This window comes from Thalassococcus profundi, assembly GCF_003344785.1.
Lineage (GTDB): Bacteria > Pseudomonadota > Alphaproteobacteria > Rhodobacterales > Rhodobacteraceae > Puniceibacterium > Puniceibacterium profundi.
The window spans coordinates 1-21,170 of sequence record NZ_QPMK01000023.1; the positions used below are offsets into that span (position 1 = coordinate 1).

The following is a 21,170-nucleotide window of genomic DNA, read 5'->3' on the forward strand; positions in this document are numbered from 1 at the left end:
CCCTGCAGGAGCGCGAAGCCGCGCTCAGGACCGAGTCCGAGACCGGCAAGACCGAGATCGACAGGCTCAAGGGCGAAACCGCCCGCCTGAACGACGCCGTCCGGCAGGCCCGCGGCAAGGCCGACACGCTCGACAAGACCGTCGCCGAGCTGAACGCCACGCTGGACGAGAAGAACGCAAAGATCAACGATCTGCAGACCCAGGAAAGCGAACTGCGCGCCCGCCTGGCGCAGAACGAAACGGCGCTGATCCGCCACAATCAGAGTGCCGAAGAAGCCCGCCACCAGATGAGCCGGCTGCGCGACGATCTGTCGGAAAAGACATCCCTGCTGGCCGACCTCGAAACCCGCCACGCCAGGGAAGCCGCGCGCGCCAGCGAACTGGACGCACAGGTGCGCGCGCTGCACGACAGCAAGCAGGCGATGAGCCTGCAGCACACCGAGGAGATGCGCCTCAAGACTGCAGAGCTGACCGCAGCGCAGGAGGACCTGCGCACGACCGAGGCACGTCTGAAAGGCGAGCTGGCGCAACAGGTGGATCGGCTGCGCGATCTGGAAAACGCGCTGAGCCAGACCCAGAGTGCCCTGGCGCAGCGCAGTCACGAAGCCGACGAAATGCGCCACAAGAGCGCCGAGTCCGAACGCCTGCTGGAGGAAAAGACCGCCGAGCTGGAGACGTTGCGCACGACCCTGCAGGACACCGAAGAGCGCCTGTGCGGTGAGCTCAAGACGCTGCGAAGACAGACGGAGGACCACGAGGCGCTCATGTCCGCCAAGCTGCAGCGCAAGAGCGAACAGGTCAGCTCCCTCGAAGAGAACCTGAAGGCGAGATGCCGTGAACTGGCCGATATGACACGTATCCTGGCCACGAAGGAAACCGCGCTAGAGACCGAGCGCAGCACGTCGGAAGAGGCGTTGAACCGCGAACGCAAAACGCGAGAAGCAGCGGAATCCAAGTTGAACCAGTTGGAAAAGCTGCACATCGAAGACCGCACGCGCAACGCGCAACTGATTTCGGAACGAGATCAGAAAATCGCCGATCTGGACAAGTACCTGCGCACGAACACCCGGGAAATTGCCGACGTGACACGTCTGCTGTCCGACAGCGAACATGCGCTCAAGGTGGAGCGCGCCCGCCTTGAAGAGATGCGCCTGTCGGCCGAACGCGCGGAATACGCCATTCTGGAGCTGCAAAGCAGTTCTTCCTGGAGGCTGACGGCGCCATTCCGGGCGATTTCAAAACGGCTGCGCCGCAAGAGCTGAGGCGCGCAGGCTCAAAGCAGGCTTTTCAGGTAGCGCCCGTAATCGTTCTTCTTGAACATCGCCGCGCGTTTCTCCAGTGCGGCGCGGTCGATCCAGCCCTGGTCGTAGCCGATTTCCTCGAGGCAGCCGGTCTGCTGGCCCTGGCGTTTTTCCAGGGTGCGCACGAAGTTGCCCGCATCGAGAAGCGACCCGTGCGTGCCCGTATCCAGCCAGGCATAACCGCGCCCCATGCGTTTCACGTCCAGAAGCCCCTCGTGCAGGTACATTTCCAGCAGCGTGGTGATCTCGAGCTCGCCGCGCGCCGAAGGCTGCACCTCTTTGGCGCGGGCCGGGGCGGTGCCGTCGAGGAAGTAGAGCCCGGTGACAGCGTAGTTCGACGGCGGCACCTCTGGTTTCTCGATGATCGCCGTGGCGCGGCCCTGATCGTCGAAATCGACCACGCCGTAGCGTTCGGGATCGGCGACGCGATAGCCGAAGACGGTGCCGCCCTCGGGTTTGGCATCGGCGTCGGCCAGCTGTTCGGGCAGGCCGTGGCCGTAGAAGATGTTGTCGCCCAGCACCAGCGCCGAGGGCGCGCCGGCCAGGAACCCCTCGGCCAGCAGGTAGGCCTGCGCCAGCCCGTCGGGGCTGGGCTGCACGATGTAGGTGAGCGTGAGCCCCCACTGGCTGCCGTCGCCCAGGGTGCGGCGAAACTGGTCCTGGTCCTGCGGCGTGGTGATCACCGCGATCTCGCGGATGCCCGCCAGCATCAGCACCGACAGCGGGTAGTAGATCATCGGCTTGTCGTAGATCGGCAGGAGCTGTTTCGACACACCCATGGTGATCGGATAGAGCCGGGTGCCCGACCCGCCCGCAAGAATGATGCCTTTGCGTTTGTTCACTTGGAAGCTCCGATATCTGCAAGAATGTCCTTGAGGCCCGCGCGCCAGTCGGGGCGCGCGATGCCGAAGGTGGCTGTCAGCGCGCCGTTGTCGAGCCGCGAATTGAGCGGTCGTTTGGCCGGGGTGGGAAAGTCGGTGGTGGGGATGTCCGCAACCTCCGGCGACAGCCCGGCCTGGGCAAAGATCTCGCGGGCGAAATCGGCCCAGCTCACGTCCGGCCCGCCCGAGAAGTGATAGGTGCCCGATTTGCCCGGATCCGCGATCAGCTGCCCGGCGATCTCCAGGCAGGCCTGCGCGATGTCGGCGGCCGGCGTCGGCCCGCCCACCTGGTCGGCGACGATGGTCAGCCGGTCGCGCTCTGCCCCCAGCCGCAGCATGGTCTTGACGAAATTCGCGCCATGCGCCGAGACCACCCAGGAGGTGCGCAGAATCGCGTGGGGCCCGCCGGCCGCGCGCACGCCCTCTTCGCCCGCGAGCTTGGTGCGGCCATAGGCGTTTTGCGGGGCAACAGGGTCTGTTTCGACCCAAGGGTCCGTGCCGCTGCCCGCGAAGACGTAATCGGTCGAGATATGCACCAGCGGGATGCCGCGTGCCGCGCAGGCCTGCGCCATGGCCGCCGGCGCGTCCCCGTTGACGGCCGAAGCCTCGGTCTCGTGCTCCTCGGCGCGGTCGACGGCGGTCCAGGCGGCGGCGTTGATCACCGCGCGGGGGTCATGCGTCTCGATCGCGGCGGCACAGGCCGCGGGATCCGTCAGGTCGGCGGCGTCGCGGCCCAGGCAGGTCACCGCCTGCGACTGCCGTGCCAGTTCCGTGGCCACCTGGCCGGTTCGGCCGAAGACGAGAATGTTCATGGTGCTCGCGGTCCTTCTGTCCTGTACCGTGCGGCCTGCGCCTATGCGGTCACACCCAGCCGTTCGCCGACACCCTTGCGGGTCTGCAGTGCCCGCCACCAGTCTTCGTTGTCGAGATACCACTGCACGGTGCGGCGCAACCCCTCCTCGACCGTGACCGAGGGCCGCCAGCCCAGTTCGGCGCGGATGCGGCCGGGGTCGATGGCATAGCGGGCGTCGTGGCCGGGGCGGTCGGTGACATAGGTGATCTGCTCGGCATAGGGGTGGTTCGAGGGCCGCAGCTCGTCGAGGATGCCGCAGAGCGTCGTCACCAGCTCGAGGTTGCTGCGCTCGTTCTCGCCGCCGATGTTGTAGGACCGTCCCAGCTCGCCCTTCTGCACCACCAGCAGCAGCGCCTCGGCGTGATCCTCGACATAGAGCCAGTCGCGTACATTGGACCCGTCGCCGTAGATCGGCAGGTCCTTGCCGGCCAGCGCGTTGAGGATGATCACCGGGATCAGCTTTTCGGGGAAATGATAGGGGCCGTAGTTGTTGGAGCAGTTGGTCAGCACCACCGGCAGGCCGTAGGTCTCGTGCCAGGCGCGCACGAGATGGTCGGAGGAGGCTTTCGAGGCGGAATAGGGACTGCGCGGATCGTAGGGCGTGTCCTCGGTGAACTTGACCGACGGGTCGGACGGCAGCGAGCCGAAGACCTCGTCGGTGGAGATGTGGTGAAAGCGGAACGCCTCCGGCCTGCCCTGCCCCACCCAGTAGGCGCGCGCGGCCTCGAGCATGTTGTAGGTGCCGGTGATGTTGGTCTCGATGAAATCGCCGGGCCCGTCGATCGACCGGTCGACGTGGGATTCCGCGGCCAGGTGCATCACCGCATCGGGCGTGTGTTCCGCGAACGCCCGGTCCAGCGCCGCGCGGTCGCGGATGTCGGCCTGCACGAAGGCATAGTTCGGACTGTCCGCCACGCGCGCCACGTTGTCGAGGCAGGCCGCGTAGGTCAGCGCATCGAGGTTGACGACGCTGTGGCCGTCGGCGATGGCGCGGCGCACGACCGCCGATCCGATGAAACCGGCCCCGCCGGTGACAAGCAGTTTCATGGCTCAGCCCTCGTAGACGAATGGAGATTGAAAATCGGCCAGCGCCGGGGCGGCGGCATCCTTGTCCGACAGCAGCGGATCGCCCTCGAGGCCCCAGTCGATACCGCAGCTGTCCCAGCGCACCGCGCCGTCGCATTCGGGCGCGTAGTAATCGGTGCACTTGTAGAGGATCTCGGTATCGGGCGCGCGGGTGACGAAGCCGTGCAGGAACCCGGCGGGGACCAGCAACTGCTTGCCGTTCTCGAAGCTCAGCTCGCACCCCGTCCAGTGCCCGTAGGTCGGCGAGCCGCGGCGGATGTCGACGGCCACGTCGAAGAGCGCGCCCTTGCCGCAGCGCACCAGCTTGTCCTGGGCATGGGGCGGCGACTGGAAGTGCAGACCGCGGATCGTGCCGACCCTGGCCGACAGCGAATGGTTGTCCTGAACGAAATCGTAATCGAGCCCCGCCTCCTGCATCCGCTGCCGGTTCCAGCTTTCGCTGAAGAACCCGCGCGCGTCGCCGAAGCGGCGGGGCGTCAGGATCAGAACCTCTGGAATGGCGGTCTTTTCAATCTCGAGCATCAAGGGCGGTCCCAGGGAAATCTGTCGATGAGCCTCCCTTACACGGGATGCTGCCCAAGCGAAAGCACCCAGACGCAACAGCGGCCCCTTGCGCGCCCCGGCCTGTGCGTACGCTGGATTAAGCGGCTGTTGACCCCGCGCACGCAGGGTATCCGGCAGCCACCGACGGAGGTTTCATGGCCGACAATTCCCCCCGCCTCGACCTGCCCTATCTGGCGCCCGCGCAGGCGCAGAAGCACGTCACCCACAACGCGGCGCTGACCCGGCTCGATATCCTGGTGCAGCTCACCGTCACCGCCTTTGCCGCCACCCAGCCGCCCGGCGTGCCCGAAGAGGGCGCGGTCTATGCCCTGGGGGCGGGGGCGCAGGATGCCTGGGCCGGTCAGGACGCGGCGACGCTGGCGGCCTTCCAGGACGGCGCCTGGATCTTCGTGACCCCGCAGGACGGCTGGGTGGCCGCCGAGGCCGCCACCGGCGCGCTGCGGGTCCTGGCGGACGGCGACTGGCGGGCGCTGCCGCTCGAGAATCTCGACGGGCTGGGGGTGAATGCCGCCTTCGATGCCACCAACCGGCTGGCGGTGGCCGCGGCGGCCACGCTGCTGACCCACGACGGCGGCGGGCATCGGCTCAAGATCAACAAGGCCACGGCAGCCGACACCGCGTCGCTGCTCTTCCAGTCGGGCTATTCCGGCCGGGCCGAGATCGGGCTGGCGGGCTCGGACGCGCTGTCGTTCAAGGTGTCGGACGACGGCAGCACCTGGACCGGGGCGCTGCATCTGCGTGGCGACAACGGCCATATCGGGATGGGCACGGCCGATCCGAAATACCCGCTGCACATCCATCGCCCCGGCACGCTTGGCGCCTCGATCCTGCTCAGCAACGGCATCTCCGGCAGCGGCCCCACCGACGGCTTCTGGTTCGGCTATTCCAACGCCGCCTATTTCTGGAACTACGAGGCGACGGCGACGCAGTTCGCCACCGCCAACACCGCGCGGATGACGATCACCGCCGCGGGGCGGGTCGGGATCGGCACCACAACCCCGTCCTGCGCGCTTCAGGTGTCCGGGCCGGTGCGGCCCGGCACCTATGCCAGCGCCAGCCGTCCCGATGCCGCGGCACAGGGCGCGGGCGCGATGATCTACGACACGGGGCTGACGCAGCCGCTCTGGAGCGACGGCAGTGTCTGGCGCGACGCCACGGGCACGGCGGTCTGAAGCGCCGGGCCGGGCGTGGCGGTCTGACTTAGGGTGCCGCGCGGCGCCTACCCCCGCCGCGTCTTCACCCAGCCCAGGAAGGCCGCGTCGGCATTGCCCAGGCGCTTGCGGCCGCTTTCGGCCCACCAGCCGCGCCAGTCCGCCTCGAGCGCATAGACATCCGCGCCGGGGATCAGACGGCGCGCCTCGTCCAGCGCCTCCGGGCTCAGCACCGGCGCGCCCACCGGGTCCACCACCGCGGCACGGCGGGTAAAGCGCATGAGGTCACCCTCGGCCTCGGTCAGATCGTATTCGGGCAGGTTGGCGTCCCGGGCCATCCGCCGCAGGGCGGCGCGAAAGACCCGCAGCGGCGCGGTCGACCCGGCCTTCTTGTGCAGCACCGCGACGCTCACCGTCCAGCCGGGCTGGCGCCCGCAATGCTTGCGGGCCAGCTCGTAGATGCGCCGCTCCAGCGGCTTGCGCAGGCGGAAATACTCCCGGCTCAGCGTCAGCACCGATTTCGCCAGCACCGCGCGAAAGATCCAGTCCGACAGCGTCACCGTCACGCTGATCATCCGCCCGCCGCGGCTGCGGCGGACGATCTCCCAGCTTTCGATCAGGCCGAAGCCGCGCGTGGTCTCGACCCCGCCGGTGGCGAGGTTGGTGGTGATCCGCGTACCGGCCAGCCGCTCGAAGGCTTCCTTGAGCCGCGTATAGGCGTCCCCGGAGGTGTCGCGGTTGGTGGCCACCAAGAGGTCATGCGCGGTCAGCTGCAGCGTCCGGCTGATCGCGCGGCCGGCGTTCATCGCCGCCATCAGCTGGCTCACGCAGTAGATCAGCACGTCCTTGTCGTGGATCGTCGCCCGGCCCTTGACCGAGGGCGTGACCTCCACCTGCGTGCCGTTGTGGTCATAGCGCAGCACCCGCCGGTCGGGCCGGGTGGAGAGCGAAAAGATCGGATGCTCCATCGACCCCAGATCGTCCTTGGGGGAGGCGCCGAAGATATCGCAGACGAAAAAATCCGCCGTCGGATGCCGGTCGGGTAATCGTCCGCCGCCACCCGCAGTGCCTGCTGGGGTCATGCCTTTTGCCTCATCTGTCCCGCGGCCTGCTCTGCCGCCCTGCCCCCGGTTTTTATGCGAATCCGCTTTCGGGGTTTCAGTGACGCCTACGGTAAAGTTATCCACAGCCTGCGTCCAGCATCGCCTGCCCCGCCATCGGCGGATCGGAGTCGCGGCAGCGGGGGATCGGAGTCGCCCGATCGGGGGTTCAGAGTCGCATGAACGGTCCCGGCTGCGATTTGGCCCATGAAAAACAGGGCTTTGCAGAGACCGCCGCTTGCCCGTAACGTATCAACTAACAGAAAATAACAGGGACCAAAGGGCCAGCGCCCAGGGGCCGGACCTGCCAAATCCCTGAAACCTCCCGCAATTTGCTGAGAAACCACTCCCATGTGTGGGTTTTGCTTTCATGTGTGCGGTTTTCTGATACTCTGGCCAAAAGGGCGCACATAGAGGCGCTGGGGGCCTCCCCTCATAACGAACACCCCTCTGGCACGGGACGAGCAGCAGATGAAATCCGATCCCCGGGGCCCCCTGCCCCCCTATTTCAACATCGACCCCGATGCGGCCCTTGCCGCGCTCGGGTCCCCGACCGCCACCGCCGGTTTCGGCCAGATCGCCCGGGCCTGCAGTGCGGGGCGCGAAGACCTGGCCTCCCGCGGGCTCGAGGAGAACGGCGCGCGCAGCCTGCGGTTCTTCTCGACCTGGGAGATCACCCGCTACCTCATTCCAGTAGCCGTGGGCCATTTCCGCCGGGTGCTGAAGCAGAACCCCGACCTGCCGCAGGGCCGGTCCGAGACCGACGGCGGCGCCAAGTGGTTCACCCTCGACGAGGTGCTGCGCCTGCGCGCGCATTTCGGCACCGAGGGATCGAAGGCCAAGGAATACCTGCCCTACCGTCCCAAGGGTCAGCCCGCCAAGATGGTCGCGGTGGCCAACTTCAAGGGCGGCGTCGGCAAGACCTCGACGGCGGCGCACCTGGCGATGTCCGCCGCGCTCGACGGCTACCGGGTGCTGGTGATCGACCTCGACAGCCAGGGCTCCATGACCTCGATCTTCGGCGGCCGGGTGGCCGACGAATGGCAGACGGTGTTCCCGCTTCTGGCGCGCCACTACGCCCGCCACCTGCGCCTGGAGAACCAGCGCCGGATGGACCGGGGGGATGCGCCGCAGCCGCTTGATGATACGCTCTCCGAGGCGCTGGAGGCGCGCGCCCAGACCCTCGTGCAGAAGACCCACTGGCCCAACATCGACCTCATCGGCGCGCAGCTGAACCTCTACTGGGCGGAATTCCAGATCCCAGTCTGGCGGATGCAGGGCCGCGGCTGGAAGCTCTGGGATGCGCTGACCGACAGCCTGGCCGAGGACGGGGTGCTCGACGCCTACGACATCGTCTTCATCGACACGCCGCCGGCGCTTGGCTACCTCACCATCAACGGCCTTGCGGCGGCCGATATCCTGCTGGTGCCTTTGGGGGCGTCGTTCCTGGAATTCGACAGCACGGGCCGGTTCTTCGACATGCTGCATTCCACCTTCGGGTCCATCGAGGAGGCCGAGAACATGGCCGCCCGCGCCCTGGGCCGCGAGGGGCTGGCCTTCCAGTGGGACGCGGTGCGCGCCGTGGTCACCCGCTACGACGGCAGCCAGCAGGCGGAACTTGCCGCCCTCATGCAGGCCTACCTGGGCCAGACGCTGTCGCCGCACCGGCAGGATTTCACCGCGCTCATCGGCCAGGCCGGCGAACAGGTGCAGGGCATCTACGAAGCCGATTACCGCGATTTCAACCGCGAAACCTATGCCCGCGGGCGCGAGACCTTCGATGCCACCTATGCCGCCTTCAAGCAGCTCCTGATCGGGTCCTGGCGGCGCGACGAACTGGGCGCGCAGGAGGCGGCGGAATGAGCGGCTCATATTTGACCGGATGGTCAAAAGTTTCGCGCGCGAAACGCCACCGCCCGCCGCATTCAGACTCTGTTGAGGGCAAATGCGCTCTCTTTCCGGGCAAAAGGAGCCTTTGACATGGCCAAGCGCAAACGCCTGACCCCGCCCAATCCCGGTTACCTCGACGCGACCCCGGCGCCCGAAGCCAAGAGCATGTTCGCCGCCGCCCCGATCGCCGACGTGGCGCGCGCAGCGGCCTCGAGCGCCGCACTCGACGAGATGGCCGAGACCCTGAGCCGCGCCCGGACAGAGGGCCGCATGGTGCTGAGCCTGCCGCTGGGGGATATCCAGCTCGACTACCTCGTGCGCGACCGTACGCTGGTCGACGATGCCGAGATGACCGCGCTGATGGAGTCCCTGCGCGCCCGCGGCCAGCAGACGCCGGTCGAAGTGGCGGATCTGGGAGGCGGACGGTATGGCCTGATCTCCGGCTGGCGGCGCTGCCAGGCGCTGGCGCGGCTGGCGCAAGAGACCGGAGAGGACCGGTTCGGCACCGTGCTGGCGCTGCTGCGCCGGCCCGAGGACGCTTCGGACGCCTATCTCGCCATGGTCGAGGAAAACGAGATCCGGGTGGGTCTGAGCTATTTCGAGCGTGCCCGCATCGTCGCCAAGGCCGCCGATAACGGTGTCTATGCCAGCGAAAAGGCGGCGCTTGCGGCGCTCTTCGCCTCGGCCTCGCGGCCGAAACGGTCGAAGATCGGCAGCTTTCTCACCCTCGTGGCGCAGCTCGACGGCGTGCTGCGTTTCCCCGAGGCGATCGGCGAACGCAGCGGCCTGGCCCTGGCCCGCGCGCTGGAGGACGATCCCGGCCTTGCCGCGCGGTTGCGCAGCGCGCTCGAGTCCAGCCCGCCTGCCGATGCCGCAGCGGAACAGGCCCTGATCGACGCCGCTTTGAAAGTCCCTGCAGAGCCGGACAAAAAGACCCTGATCCGCCCCAGGACGCCCGCAGACGCAGCACCGGTGTCCAACATCTTCGCCGAGCCGCAGTCCGGCGAGCGGCTCACCGAGGCGCAGGTGCGCCGCGCGCGCGCGGGCGGCAGCGAGGTGGCGCCCGGTGTCTGGATGCGGGTGTTCCACAACGGCGACATCGCCATCAGCGGCGACAACCTGCCGCCCGACCTGCATGCCGATCTGCGCGCCTGGCTGGCGGCGCGGCTCTGACGCGGTCCCGGCTTTCTCCGTCCGGCGGGATTTGCTAGACCGGCGCCACGCAACCCCGAGGATGCCATGCCCGATACCGCCGCCCCTGCCCCCACCGCCGCCCAGGCCGCCCGCGAGGTGCTGGCGCTGGAGGCGCGCGCGCTCGATGCGCTGGCCGCCGATCTGCCCGCCGATTTCGCAGCGACGGTCGATCTGGTCCTGAACACCGCCGGCCGTGTCATCGTGTCGGGCGTGGGCAAGTCGGGGCATGTGGGGCGCAAGATCTCGGCCACCCTGGCCAGCACCGGCACGCCCAGCTATTTCGTCCACGCGGGCGAGGCGAGCCATGGCGACCTTGGCATGATCAGCGGCGGCGATGTCTGCCTGATGATGTCCAATTCCGGCGAGACGCCGGAACTGGCCGACGAGATCGCCTATTGCACCCGCTTCGGCATTCCGATCATCGGCATGTCCAGCAACCCCGACAGCACCCTGATGCGCGCCGCCACCCTGCGGCTGACCCTGCCCAAAATGCCCGAAGCCTGCCCGATGGGCATGGCGCCCACCACCTCGACCACCATGATGCTGGCGCTTGGCGATGCACTGGCGGTGGCGCTGATGAAGGCGCGCGGCTTCGAGATCGCCCATTACCGCGACTTCCACCCCGGCGGAAAGCTGGGCGCGCAGATGTCCCGGGTCGCGGACCTCATGCACGGGCGCGACGCCCTGCCCCTCGTAGAGCCTGATATGCCGATGCCCGAGACGCTGCTGGTGATGTCGGCCAAGGGCTTTGGCATCGCCGCGGTGGTGGCCGAGGACGGCGCGCTCATGGGCATCGTCACCGACGGCGACCTGCGCCGCAACATGGATGCGCTGATGCAGCGCAGCGCCGGGCAGATCGCCACGAAACACCCCGTCACGGTGACGCCGGACGTGCTGGCGGCGCGGGCGCTGGCGATGATGAACGAACGCAAGATCTCGGTGCTGCTGGTGGTGGACGACGCGGGCCATCCCGAAGGCGTGCTGCACATCCACGACCTGCTGCGGGCGGGCGTGGCATGAAGACGACGCTGATCATCCCCGCGCGCTATGCCTCGACCCGCTATCCCGGCAAGCCGCTGGCCGAACTGACCCTGCCCTCGGGCAGGAAAAAGAGCCTGATCCGCCTGAGCTGGGAGGCCGCGGTGTCGGTGCGCGGCGTCGATGCCGTCTATGTGGCGACCGACGACGACCGGATCGCGGACCATGCCCGCGGCTTCGGCGCCGAGGTCATCATGACCTCGGACACCTGCCGCAACGGCACCGAACGCTGCGCCGACGCGCTGGATCGCGCCGGGATAGAGACGGATCTGGTGGTCAACCTGCAGGGCGACGCGCCGCTGACCCCGCCCTGGTTCGTCGAGGACCTGATCGCCGCCATGGGAGCCGATGCCGCCGCGCAGGTCGCCACCCCGGTGCTGCGCTGCGACGCGCTGACCTACGGCCACTTCGTCGAGGACCGCAAGGCGGGGCGCGTCGGCGGCACCACGGCGGTGTTCGGCGCGAACGGCCATGCGCTCTATTTCTCGAAAGAGGTCATTCCCTACATCGACCCCGGCAAGCTGCCCGACCCGATTCCGGTGTTTCACCACGTCGGTGTCTATGCCTACCGCCCGGCGGCCCTGCGCGCCTACATGGGCTGGCCCACGGGCAGGCTCGAGGCGCTGGAGGGGCTCGAACAGCTGCGCTTCGTCGAGAATGGCACGCCCGTCGCCTGCACCGAAGTCGACGGCCGCGGCCGGGTGTTCTGGGAGCTCAACAACCCCGCCGACATCCCCCGCATCGAAGCCGCATTGAAGGAGCTTTGAATGGACATCCGCGACACCCGCACCGTCACCGTGGGAGACATACGGATCGGCGGGGCCAATCCCTTTGCGCTGATCACCGGCCCTTGCCAGCTGGAGAGCCTGGACCACGCCCGGATGATGGCCGAGCGCATCGCCGAGGCCTGCGCCGCGACAGGCACGCGCTTCATCTTCAAAGCCAGTTACGACAAGGCGAACCGGTCCTCGCTGGGCTCCGAACGCGGACTGGGGATGGAGACGGGTCTGGAGATCCTTGGGCGTATCAGGGACGAATTCGGCTGTCCTGTGCTGACGGATGTGCACCTGCCTGACCATTGCGCGCCCGCGGCCCGGGTCTGCGACGTGCTGCAGATTCCCGCCTTCCTGTCGCGCCAGACCGACCTGCTTCTGGCCGCCGGAGAGACCGGGCGCGCGATCAACATCAAGAAGGGGCAGTTCCTGGCCCCCTGGGACATGGCCAATGTCGCCTCCAAGGTCGCCAGCACCGGCAACGAGGCGATCCTGCTCTGCGACCGCGGTACCAGCTTCGGCTACAACACGCTTGTGTCGGACTTTCGGGGGCTGCCGACCATGGCCGCCACGGGCTACCCGGTGGTCTTCGACGCCACCCATTCGGTGCAGCAGCCGGGCGGGCAGGGCGCGACCTCGGGCGGACAGCGGGAATTCGCGCCGGTGCTGGCGCGGGCGGCCTGCGCGGTGGGGGTGTCGGCGCTGTTCATCGAGACGCACCAGGACCCGGACAATGCCCCCAGCGATGGGCCCAACATGATCCCGGTGGACCGCATGGGCGCGCTGATCGGGCGTTTGCGGGCCTTCGACGACCTGCGCAAGCAGGGCGGAGATATTTGACCGGATGGTCAAAAGTTTCGCGCGCGAAACGTACGGGAGCACGGAGACTGCCGACGCCCCAAGGTGGGACAGTCTGTGAAATCAGGCTCTCACCCGCCTGAATTAACCTGCCGGTAAGTCTGGTTCCAAAACCCCTTACGTGGAAGCGCCCGGCTTTGTCCGCCGGATCAAGGGTTTGCGCATGGCCCGGAAAAATTGACACGACTTGTGCCAAAGCGCCGTTTTTGCGCCACGGTCCTGTAAACCTCCCGACAGCAAAGGTTGCGACTTCCTGAAGCGTTCACAGCGCGAAGGACCGCTTCAGATGCCGACCGGAATCCGCCACATCGGGACCACCACTGCCGCCGGGTTCGACCTGCCGATCGCCGCCATCTCGATGACGCGGGTCATGCAGGAGACGGCGACGCGCATTGCGATGGCCGATTACGCCTATGGCGCCACGCTCGAGACCGATCTCGGCCCCGGCGGGCTGCCGCCGATGCTGGCCACCGACTGGCACAGCCCCGGCACGCGCCTGGCCCTGGCGGTGTCGGGTCACAGCGGCGCCAGCCTGCCGCGCGCGGTGATCGACACCGCCCGTGCCGCGCGCGACGCCGGCGAGGGGGGCGGGCAGCGCGCCTACCTGGGGCCGGGCGCGCATCAGGACGAGGCCGCTACCGTCCTGGCCACCCGGGTGGGCGGCCAGGAGCAGCTGTTCGTCGCGGCGATGGACGGGGCGGGGCTCACCGGCTTTGCCATCGGCGCCGGCGGCGTGCCCGGCGGTCCCCGCGCGCGGGTGGATACGGCGCGGCACTACCTGGATGCGGTGACGGATCTGGCCGCCGTGGAGACGCCCGGCGGCACCTATCTTTACGCGGCCTCTGCCCGCGAACACGGGATCAGCGGTTTCCGCGTCGGGGCCGATGCCCGGCTCGATCCGGTCGAGGACCTCGGCCGCGCCGAAAGCCTGCCGGTGCAGACCGTGATGGCGCTGGAGACGGCGCAGCTGGCGGGGCGCAGTTTCGTCATTGCCGCCGCCGCGGGATCGGACAGCCTGACCGTGCTGCGGGTGGCCGATGACGGCAGGCTGAGCGTCGCCGATCATCTGCTCGACGACCGCCACACCCGCTTTGCCGGGGCGGCAGAGCTCGAGGTGGTGACGGTCGGGGATCAGGTCTTTGTGCTGGCCGCAGGACGGGACGACGGCATCAGCCTCTTTGCCCTGACGCCGCTGGGGCGGCTGGTGCATCTGGACACCCTGCCCGACAGCCTGGCGGCGGCGCTCGACGGCGTGTCGGGGATCGCCGCGCAACCCGTGACCGGCGGGTTCGAGTTCGTCACCACCGCGGCCGGAGAGGCGGGGTTGAGCCTCTTCAGGGTCGATTTTGACGCGCCGGGCACGGTGTCGATGCGCAATTCCGGCGCGGTCAACGGCACCGGAGATGACGACATGCTGGCGCTTGGCGGCGTCGCCGGGACGATTGTCGCGGGCGGCGGGGACGACATCCTGTCGGATGGCGCCGGGGCCGACCGGCTGACCGGCGGGGCGGGCGCGGATATCTTCGTCCTGCAGGCCGATGGCGCGCGCGACGTGATCACCGACATCCGGCCCGGGCAGGACCGGCTGGACCTGTCGCAATGGGCGTTTCTTTACGACTTGGGTCAGATCGACCTGGCCAGCGCCAGCTGGGGGGCGGTGCTGCGCTACGGCGACGAAGAGCTGGAACTGCGCAGCTTTGACGGCGCGCGCCTCGATGCGGCGGATCTGGCGGCGCTGGTGCCGGAACTGCCGGGCCGGTTTGCGGTCGAGATCGCGCCGCTGCGCGAAGCGGACGCCCCGGCCGATCCCGACCCCTTTCCCGATACGGTGCCGGGGCCGGATCCGCTCGCCCCTCCGGCCCCTGAGCCGGCGCCGCGACCCGCGCCTGCCCCGATCCCCGCGCCGACGCCGGCGCCCGCGCCGGTCGCGGGCCAGACCCTGCTTGGCGGGGCAGGGGCCGACAGCCTGAGCGGCGGCGACGGGGACGACAAGATCGACGGTGCGGGCGGCAACGATACGCTGCGCGGCGGGGCGGGGGACGACGGTATCAAGGGCCGCGCCGGACATGACCTGATCTACGGCGGCGCCGGCGACGACCGGCTGCCGGGCGAGGCCGGCAACGACCGGATCTTCGGCGGCGACGGCAACGACCGGCTGGGCGGCGGCCTGGGCCACGATCTGATGGTGGGCGGGGAAGGCAACGACCGCGGCGGCGGCGGCGAGGGCAACGACACCCTGCGCGGCGAGGCGGGCAATGACGTCTTTTCCGGCGGCGCCGGCACCGACGCGCTCGAGGGCGGCGATGGCGACGACCGGCTGGCGGGCAGCTGGGGACACGACACGGTCAGCGGCGATGCGGGCAACGACACGATGGGCGGCGGCGCGGGCAATGATTTCATGCGCGGCGGCGATGGCGACGACGTCATCGGAGCGGGGGACATGAACGACACGGTGCGCGGCGGCAGGGGCGACGATTTCCTCGGCGGCGGCGAAGGCGACGATTATCTGCGCGGCAACGAGGACAACGACACGCTCAACGGCGGGTACGGAAACGACACGCTTTCGGGCGGAACAGGCTCTGATGTCTTCGTTTTCAACGCGCTGTCGGGGGGCGGCCGCGGCCTGGTCACCGATTTCGAGGACGGCACCGACCTGCTGCGGCTGGTGGGCCGCCGTCTGCCCGGCAACGATCCCCTGAGCAAGCTTGGAATCGCCGATGTGCGCCTCGGCGGTGAGGACGCGGCGCAGATCGTCTACGGCGATCACACGATCCTGTTGCCCGGCGTCTCTGCGGCGGATCTGAGCACGGACGACTTTCTGTTCCTGTGACGCCGGCCGCCGCGGGCGGGCCGGTACCCCGGTCCGGCCCGGACAAGAGCGAGAGCGGGGCTTGTGCCCGCAGGGCAGGGTTTCTAAAACGAACCCTGTCCGGCGACGCCGGGTCCCGGACCGTTCACCCCCAGCCCCGGCAAAGGCGCAGCATGGCCAAGACCCTCTATCTGCATGTCGGCATGCCCAAATGCGCCTCGACCTCGATTCAGGGGGTGCTGCGGACCCATGCGGATCTGTTCGCCGAACACGGCAAGTTCTACGACATCCCGCCGCGCGACCGCACCGAAGGGCAGGGCAACGTCACCGGGCTGCTGGCCGATATCCGCAACCGCCGCACCTCCAAGGTGCGCGAGGCGCTGAGCTTCTTCCTGGATCGCGACAGCGATGTCATCCTGAGCAGCGAGATGTTCATCGGGCTGGCGCGCAACAGCCTCGCGGACGACCTGATCGCCCGCGCCCGCGAGGACGGGTTCACGCCGAAACTGATCTGCTACGTCCGCCGTCAGGACCACTGGATCGAATCCGACTACAAGCAGCATATCAAGGGCGGGTCGGACTGGGACGACGCTATCGGGGCATTGGTGAAGACTCGCATCAAGAACAAGGTTCTGGATTATCACTGGCTGCTGAAGAACTGGGAGCGCAGTGTCGGGCGGGACAACATGACCGTTGTGCCGCTGCAGAGCGGGCAGGACGACCTGTATCCGCTGCAGCGGTTCCTGGAATTCCTGGACATGGACCCGGCCCTGGCCGGCGATCTCGCGATTGCGCGCCAGAATGTCAGCCCTCCGGTGGGGCTGATCGAGCCGATGCGCTATCTCAAGCGGGCGCTGCGCCTGAAGGGGATGAAATCGACGCAGATCCCCAAGCCGCTGCACGTTTTCCTCAACGAAGCGCCCGGCCGCATCGAGGTGCCGCAGCGGCGCTACCTTCTCAGCCACAAGCGCCGCGTGTCCCTGCTGGAGCGTTACGAGAAAAGCAATGCCGCACTGAGCCGGGACTATCTGGGCGGGCAGCCGGCCTTCGACACCGACGTGCAGGACGACGGGGTGGGATCCAACACGCTGGCGACGGAGGCCGCCTCCGTGCTGGCGGCCTGGATCGTCTCCAACCCGGAACAGCTGGAGCGATCCGGCACCGACGCGGCGGCTCAGGCCGATCCGTCGGGTGAACGGCGGCGGCGTCTGCGTCAGGTCTGGCGTTATTTCGTGAGCAAGTCGCGGTAGTAGCGCCGCAACAGCAGCAGACCGGTGGTCACCAGGGTGCCCGAGATCATACACACATAGATCACCGACACGTATTGCGCGTCATAGGTGGCATAGATCCCGGAGCGCCCCTGGCCAACGATATGCACGAGGGGGTTGTACCACAGGTAATCCTGCAGAGGCTGCGGCACGGACTCGAAGGTGTAGATCACGCAGGACACGAAAAACAGGGGTCGTGTCACGATCGACCAGGCCTGATTCCAGACCGGGAAGGCGGCGGACAGGAAACAGTTCATCACCCCGACTCCCAGGGCAAAGAAAATGGCCAGGAACAGGCTCAGCGCGATGGCGGCGGGATCGAGGATGACCTGCAGCCGGAAGAGGATGATTATCGAACTCATCACGAGGAAATAGATCATCACGTTGGTCATGGCGTTCAGGATCAGCCGTGCCAGCAGCGCATCCATGAAGGTGACCGCCGGGTAGGCCAGCAGCTGGCGCGAGAAGCGCAGCGACCCGGCGATCTTGGTGCTGATCGTTGAGTACATCATGAACGGCAGCAGACCGGAGGCGAGGAACAGCGGGTAGCTGGTGCCGATGGAGGGCGAGCGGAAGGCGAAGGTGAACAGGATGGACAGAAGGATCAGCCCGCACACAGGCTCCAGGATCGCCCAGAGATAGCCAAGGGTGGACCGACCGTAGGTGGTGGACATTTCCCGCATGATCAGGGCGACGATTGTGCGCAGCGTGTTGGTCTTGCGGGGTGTCTGTGCCGACCCGACCGGTTCAGCAATTTGTGTCATAGAAGCCTCTAGCATTGAAACCCTGCGTTTGGTAGGGACGTGGAAAGCTAGGGTACGCCCGCATCATAGGCGAAGAGTTTCGATTTGGAAGAGGCAGCGAGACCCAAACCAGAGGCGCAGGACAATGCGCCCAAGAAACCCCGCAAGCCGCCAAAACCCGCTGTTTCCCGTCCCGCAGGGTCAGCCAGGAATCAAGATGCGCCGCCCCCCCGCCCCGCGATCGGCGCGGCGCAGCCCAAGAAGCGCCACTACATCCTGCTGCTGTCCTTCCTGCTTTGGGTCATGATGCCGCTGGGCGTATCGGGCTGGTACCTTTACGTCGTGGCGGATGAACAATACGCCAGCCACATCGGCTTTTCGGTCCGCAAGGAAGAGGTCGGATCGGCGGTGGAACTGCTGGGCGGCATCACCGAACTGTCGGGGTCCAGCTCGTCCGACACCGACATCCTGTACGAGTTCATCCAGTCGCAGCAGATGGTGCGTGCGGTCGATGCGCAGCTGGACCTGCGCGCGATCTACACCAATCCCGAGGATCCGGTTTTCGGCCTGGGCGAAGATGCCCGTATCGAGGCGCTGTCGCGCTACTGGGGCCGCATGGTCAAGGTGTTCTACGACAGCGCCTCGGGCCTGATCGAGATCCGCGTGCTGGCCTTCGAGCCGCAGGCGGCGCAGGACATCGCCCGCGCGGTGTTCGACGAAAGCAGCGACATGATCAACGAGCTGTCGGCGATCGCCCGTGCCGACGCGACCCGCTACGCCAAGGAAGAGCTGGAGCGCGAACAGGCCCGGCTGCGGAGCGCGCGCCAGGCGCTGACGACGTTCCGCTCGCGCACCCGGATCGTCGACCCGACCGCCGACATCCAGGGCCAGATGGGTCTGCTCAATTCCCTGCAGGCCAAGCTGGCCGATGCCATCATCGAACGCGAGCTGCTGCTGGAATCCTCGTCGCCCAACGATCCCCGGGTGACACAGGCGCAGAAGAAGATCGAGGTGATCGAGAGCCAGATCAACGAGGAGCGCGGCCAGTTCGGCAACGAGGGAGATGCCGATTTCTCAAGAATCCTGGCGGAATACGAAGCCTTGCAGGTGGATCGCGAATTTGCCGAGAAAAGCTATCTTGCCGCCCAGGCCACCTATGAAACGGCGCTGGCCGAGGCGCAGCGCAAGTCGCGCTATCTGGCCATGCATATCGAGCCTACCCTGGCCGAAACCGCGGAATATCCGCAGCGGCTGATCCTGATGGCGCTGATCGCGGCCTTTCTGTTCATCAGCTGGGCGATCATGGCGATGGTCTACTACTCCCTGCGGGACCGGCGCTGAGGGCCGGCCGGGGCCTGCATGTCCGCCTGCCGCGATGGCAGGCCAAATCGCCATGGAGGCGCGCGTGATCGAGCTGCGCAATCTCAGGAAGACCTTTCATCTGAACGGCTCTCATACGGTGGTGGCCGACAACATCAACGCGGTCTTTCCCGACCGCACCTGCGTTGCCGTGCTGGGGCGCAACGGTGCCGGGAAATCGAGCCTGTTGCAGATGCTGGCGGGCACGCTGGATTACGACAGCGGCGAGATCGTCTCCACCGGCAGCATCTCCTGGCCGGTGGGCTTTGCCGGATCGTGCCATCCGGAACTGACCGGTGTCCAGAACGTGCGGTTCGTGGCGCGGGTCTACGGTGTGGAAACCGACGATCTGGTGGAGTTCGTGCGCGACTTCGCCGAGTTGGGAGAGCATTTCAACCTGCCGGTGCGCAGCTATTCTTCGGGGATGAAATCCCGATTGGCGTTCGGCATGTCCATGGGGATCAAGTTCGACACCTACCTGGTGGACGAGGTGACCGCGGTGGGCGATGCGTCCTTCAAGGCCAAGGGGGAGCGCCTGTTCACCGACCGGCTGCGCAACAGCAGCGCGATCATGGTGACGCACGGGCTGGGCCAGGTGAAGCGCCTGTGCCAGCATGCGGCCGTGCTGGAAGACGGGCATCTGTATTATTATACCGACCCCCAGGAGGCGATCCGCCATCACCAGGAACTGATGAAAAGCCCGCCGCCAGACAAGAACAGGGCGCGTTAGGGTCTGTTTTTGGAGGAGGTCCGCGCGGCACCGGAGGCGCGCCGCCGGTGCGCGGGCGATCATGATCGTCCCTTCGGTTCGTCTGCACAAACCGCCTGTTCGAACCTGCAAACGCTTCCCGGAGCATTTGCGGGCGGGCTTCACCCCTTCGCGCCCTGACCCCTGGAATAGACATCCTCGTAGCGCACGATGTCGTCCTCGCCCAGATAGCTGCCCGTCTGCACCTCGATCAGCACCATCGGCAGTTTGCCCGGGTTCTCCATCCGGTGCACCTCGCCCAGGGGGACGTAGACAGACTGGTTCTCGCTCACCAGCTTCACCGTCTCGCCGATGGTCACCTGCGCGGTGCCTTCGACCACGATCCAGTGTTCGGCGCGGTGGTGATGGCTTTGCAGGCTCAGCACGCCGCCGGGTTTGACCACGATGCGCTTGACCTGGAACCGCGGTCCCAGCGCCAGCGTCTCGAACCGGCCCCAGGGGCGGTGCTCCCAGGGAAACTCCTCGGCCTGGGGGGCCTGTTTGGCGCGCAGGGCGGTGACCGCCTGCTTGACGTCCTGCGCGCGGGCGCGGTCGGCGACCAGCACCGCGTCGCGGGTGGCGACCACCAGCATGTTGCTCAGCCCCAGGCCCACCACTTCGAGTGCGGGGTCGTCCGAGCGCAGCAGGCTGTGCGTGCAATCGAGCGCCGTCGCGGCCCCGGTCAGGGCGTTTCCGGCCGTATCAGAGCCTGTTTCCCGCCCCACGGCATCCCAGTCGCCCAGGTCCGACCAGCCGGCGGCGAACGGCACGCAGACGATGTTGTCGGCCCGTTCCATGATGGCGTGGTCGATCGAGATGTCGGCGACCTTGTCCCAGGCATCGGGTGCCAGGCGGAAGAAGTTGAGATCCGCCGCGGCATCGCGCACCGCCGCCTCGACCGGGGCCAGCAGATCGGGGGCGTGGGTGCGGAAGGCCTCGACGATGGTGCGCGGCGAAAACAGGAAGATGCCGGCGTTCCACAGATATCCCGTGGCCGCGAGCATCCGGGCCGCGCGCGCGGCATCGGGCTTTTCGACGAAGCGCGCGACGGGGCGGGCGGGGGCGCCGGTATCCGGGCCCAGTTCGATATAGCCATAGCCGGTTTCGGGCCGGGCCGGGGTGATGCCGAAGGTGACAAGCTGCCCGGCCAGCGCCGCGTCGACACCGCCCTGCACCGTGCGCACAAAGGCGTCGGCATCCGGAATGGCGTGATCGGACGGCGCGACCAGCATCAGCGCCTCGGGATCGCGCGCCAGCAGCCAGAGCGCGGCGGCCAGCACGGCGGGGGCGGTGTTGCGCCCGGCGGGTTCGATCAGCACATCGCCGGACGGCAGGCCGGCCTGGGCCAGCTGATCGGTGACGATGAACCGGAAATCGGCCCCCGTGATCACCAGCGGCGGCGCGAAACCCGGTCCGGACAGGCGCCGGGCCGAGGCCTGGAACAGGCTCTCCGGCGCGGTCAGGGCCGAAAACTGTTTGGGATAGCTCTTGCGCGACAGCGGCCACAGGCGGGTGCCCGACCCGCCGGCCAGAAGCACGGGAACGATTTTCATG

18 protein-coding genes are annotated in these 21,170 nt (G+C 67.7%); 11 read left to right on the forward strand and 7 right to left on the reverse strand.

Going from position 1 to position 21,170, the window contains the following annotated elements; translation table 11 throughout:
• The coding region (locus DU478_RS22995; RefSeq protein WP_158545820.1) for a coiled-coil domain-containing protein at window positions 1-1,262 on the forward strand (1,262 nt) is incomplete at its 5' end.
• A gap of 11 nt (window positions 1,263-1,273) precedes the next feature.
• Here DU478_RS22995 and rfbA read toward each other — a convergent pair.
• The 4 genes from rfbA to rfbC are packed head-to-tail and all read right to left on the reverse strand — an operon-like array spanning window position 1,274 to window position 4,643.
• A complete protein-coding gene (rfbA, locus tag DU478_RS20380; protein WP_114512711.1) occupies window positions 1,274-2,143 on the reverse strand; it encodes a glucose-1-phosphate thymidylyltransferase RfbA in 870 nt (289 codons plus the stop codon).
• Complete coding sequence (gene rfbD / locus DU478_RS20385) at window positions 2,140-2,994, reverse strand: dTDP-4-dehydrorhamnose reductase (protein WP_114512712.1); 855 nt, start codon at window positions 2,992-2,994, stop codon at window positions 2,140-2,142. The genes rfbA and rfbD overlap by 4 nt, the downstream gene beginning before the upstream one ends.
• 41 nt (window positions 2,995-3,035) lie before the next feature.
• Entirely contained in the window at window positions 3,036-4,082 is a 1,047-nt protein-coding gene (rfbB, locus tag DU478_RS20390) for a dTDP-glucose 4,6-dehydratase (protein ID WP_114512713.1), read from the reverse strand.
• 3 nt (window positions 4,083-4,085) lie between these two features.
• Window positions 4,086-4,643 carry a dTDP-4-dehydrorhamnose 3,5-epimerase gene (gene rfbC, locus DU478_RS20395; protein ID WP_114512714.1) on the reverse strand — a complete coding sequence of 186 codons (558 nt, stop codon included), beginning with the start codon at window positions 4,641-4,643 and terminating at the stop codon, window positions 4,086-4,088.
• Window positions 4,644-4,819: 176 nt separating this feature from the next.
• On the opposite strand from rfbC, the gene DU478_RS20400 reads away from it, so the two are divergent.
• Window positions 4,820-5,857, forward strand: a complete 1,038-nt coding sequence (locus DU478_RS20400) for a DUF2793 domain-containing protein (RefSeq protein ID WP_114512715.1) — start codon at window positions 4,820-4,822, stop codon at window positions 5,855-5,857.
• 47 nt (window positions 5,858-5,904) lie between these two features.
• On the opposite strand, the gene DU478_RS20405 is transcribed toward DU478_RS20400, so the two are convergent.
• Window positions 5,905-6,918, reverse strand: coding sequence for a replication initiator protein A (locus tag DU478_RS20405; protein ID WP_114512716.1), 1,014 nt, complete (start codon window positions 6,916-6,918; stop codon window positions 5,905-5,907).
• Window positions 6,919-7,407: 489 nt separating this feature from the next.
• Here DU478_RS20405 and DU478_RS20410 point away from each other — a divergent pair, with 489 nt between their 5' ends.
• From DU478_RS20410 to DU478_RS20440, 7 genes are all read left to right on the forward strand, one after another.
• The gene (locus DU478_RS20410) at window positions 7,408-8,799 is read left to right on the forward strand and encodes an AAA family ATPase (RefSeq protein ID WP_114512717.1); all 1,392 of its coding nucleotides are present in this window, start codon (window positions 7,408-7,410) and stop codon (window positions 8,797-8,799) included.
• 117 nt (window positions 8,800-8,916) lie between these two features.
• Window positions 8,917-9,999 carry a ParB/RepB/Spo0J family partition protein gene (locus DU478_RS20415; protein WP_114512718.1) on the forward strand — a complete coding sequence of 361 codons (1,083 nt, stop codon included), beginning with the start codon at window positions 8,917-8,919 and terminating at the stop codon, window positions 9,997-9,999.
• Window positions 10,000-10,065: 66 nt separating this feature from the next.
• Window positions 10,066-11,040, forward strand: coding sequence for a KpsF/GutQ family sugar-phosphate isomerase (locus tag DU478_RS20420; RefSeq protein ID WP_114512719.1), 975 nt, complete (start codon window positions 10,066-10,068; stop codon window positions 11,038-11,040).
• Window positions 11,037-11,825 carry a 3-deoxy-manno-octulosonate cytidylyltransferase gene (locus tag DU478_RS20425; protein ID WP_114512720.1) on the forward strand — a complete coding sequence of 263 codons (789 nt, stop codon included), beginning with the start codon at window positions 11,037-11,039 and terminating at the stop codon, window positions 11,823-11,825. Before DU478_RS20420 ends, DU478_RS20425 begins: the two co-directional genes overlap by 4 nt.
• On the forward strand, window positions 11,826-12,671 hold the full coding sequence (kdsA, locus tag DU478_RS20430) for a 3-deoxy-8-phosphooctulonate synthase (protein WP_199488391.1): 846 nt from the start codon (window positions 11,826-11,828) through the stop codon (window positions 12,669-12,671).
• A 304-nt stretch (window positions 12,672-12,975) separates the two neighbouring features.
• On the forward strand, window positions 12,976-15,519 hold the full coding sequence (locus DU478_RS23665; protein ID WP_114512721.1) for a calcium-binding protein: 2,544 nt from the start codon (window positions 12,976-12,978) through the stop codon (window positions 15,517-15,519).
• A gap of 152 nt (window positions 15,520-15,671) precedes the next feature.
• Window positions 15,672-16,748, forward strand: coding sequence for a hypothetical protein (locus tag DU478_RS20440; RefSeq protein ID WP_114512722.1), 1,077 nt, complete (start codon window positions 15,672-15,674; stop codon window positions 16,746-16,748).
• Here DU478_RS20440 and DU478_RS20445 read toward each other — a convergent pair.
• Window positions 16,724-17,530 (reverse strand): ABC transporter permease, encoded by an 807-nt coding sequence (locus DU478_RS20445; protein ID WP_114512723.1) that lies wholly within the window; start codon window positions 17,528-17,530, stop codon window positions 16,724-16,726. The two genes, DU478_RS20440 and DU478_RS20445, sit on opposite strands and share 25 nt — an antisense overlap.
• 84 nt (window positions 17,531-17,614) lie before the next feature.
• Here DU478_RS20445 and DU478_RS20450 point away from each other — a divergent pair, with 84 nt between their 5' ends.
• Window positions 17,615-18,850, forward strand: a complete 1,236-nt coding sequence (locus DU478_RS20450; RefSeq protein WP_233501485.1) for a sugar transporter — start codon at window positions 17,615-17,617, stop codon at window positions 18,848-18,850.
• 64 nt (window positions 18,851-18,914) lie between these two features.
• A complete protein-coding gene (locus DU478_RS20455) occupies window positions 18,915-19,598 on the forward strand; it encodes an ABC transporter ATP-binding protein (RefSeq protein WP_114512754.1) in 684 nt (227 codons plus the stop codon).
• A 140-nt stretch (window positions 19,599-19,738) separates the two neighbouring features.
• Here DU478_RS20455 and DU478_RS20460 read toward each other — a convergent pair whose 3' ends face one another.
• Complete coding sequence (locus DU478_RS20460; protein ID WP_114512724.1) at window positions 19,739-21,169, reverse strand: mannose-1-phosphate guanylyltransferase/mannose-6-phosphate isomerase; 1,431 nt, start codon at window positions 21,167-21,169, stop codon at window positions 19,739-19,741.
• Between the last annotated feature and the right edge of the window lies 1 nt (window position 21,170).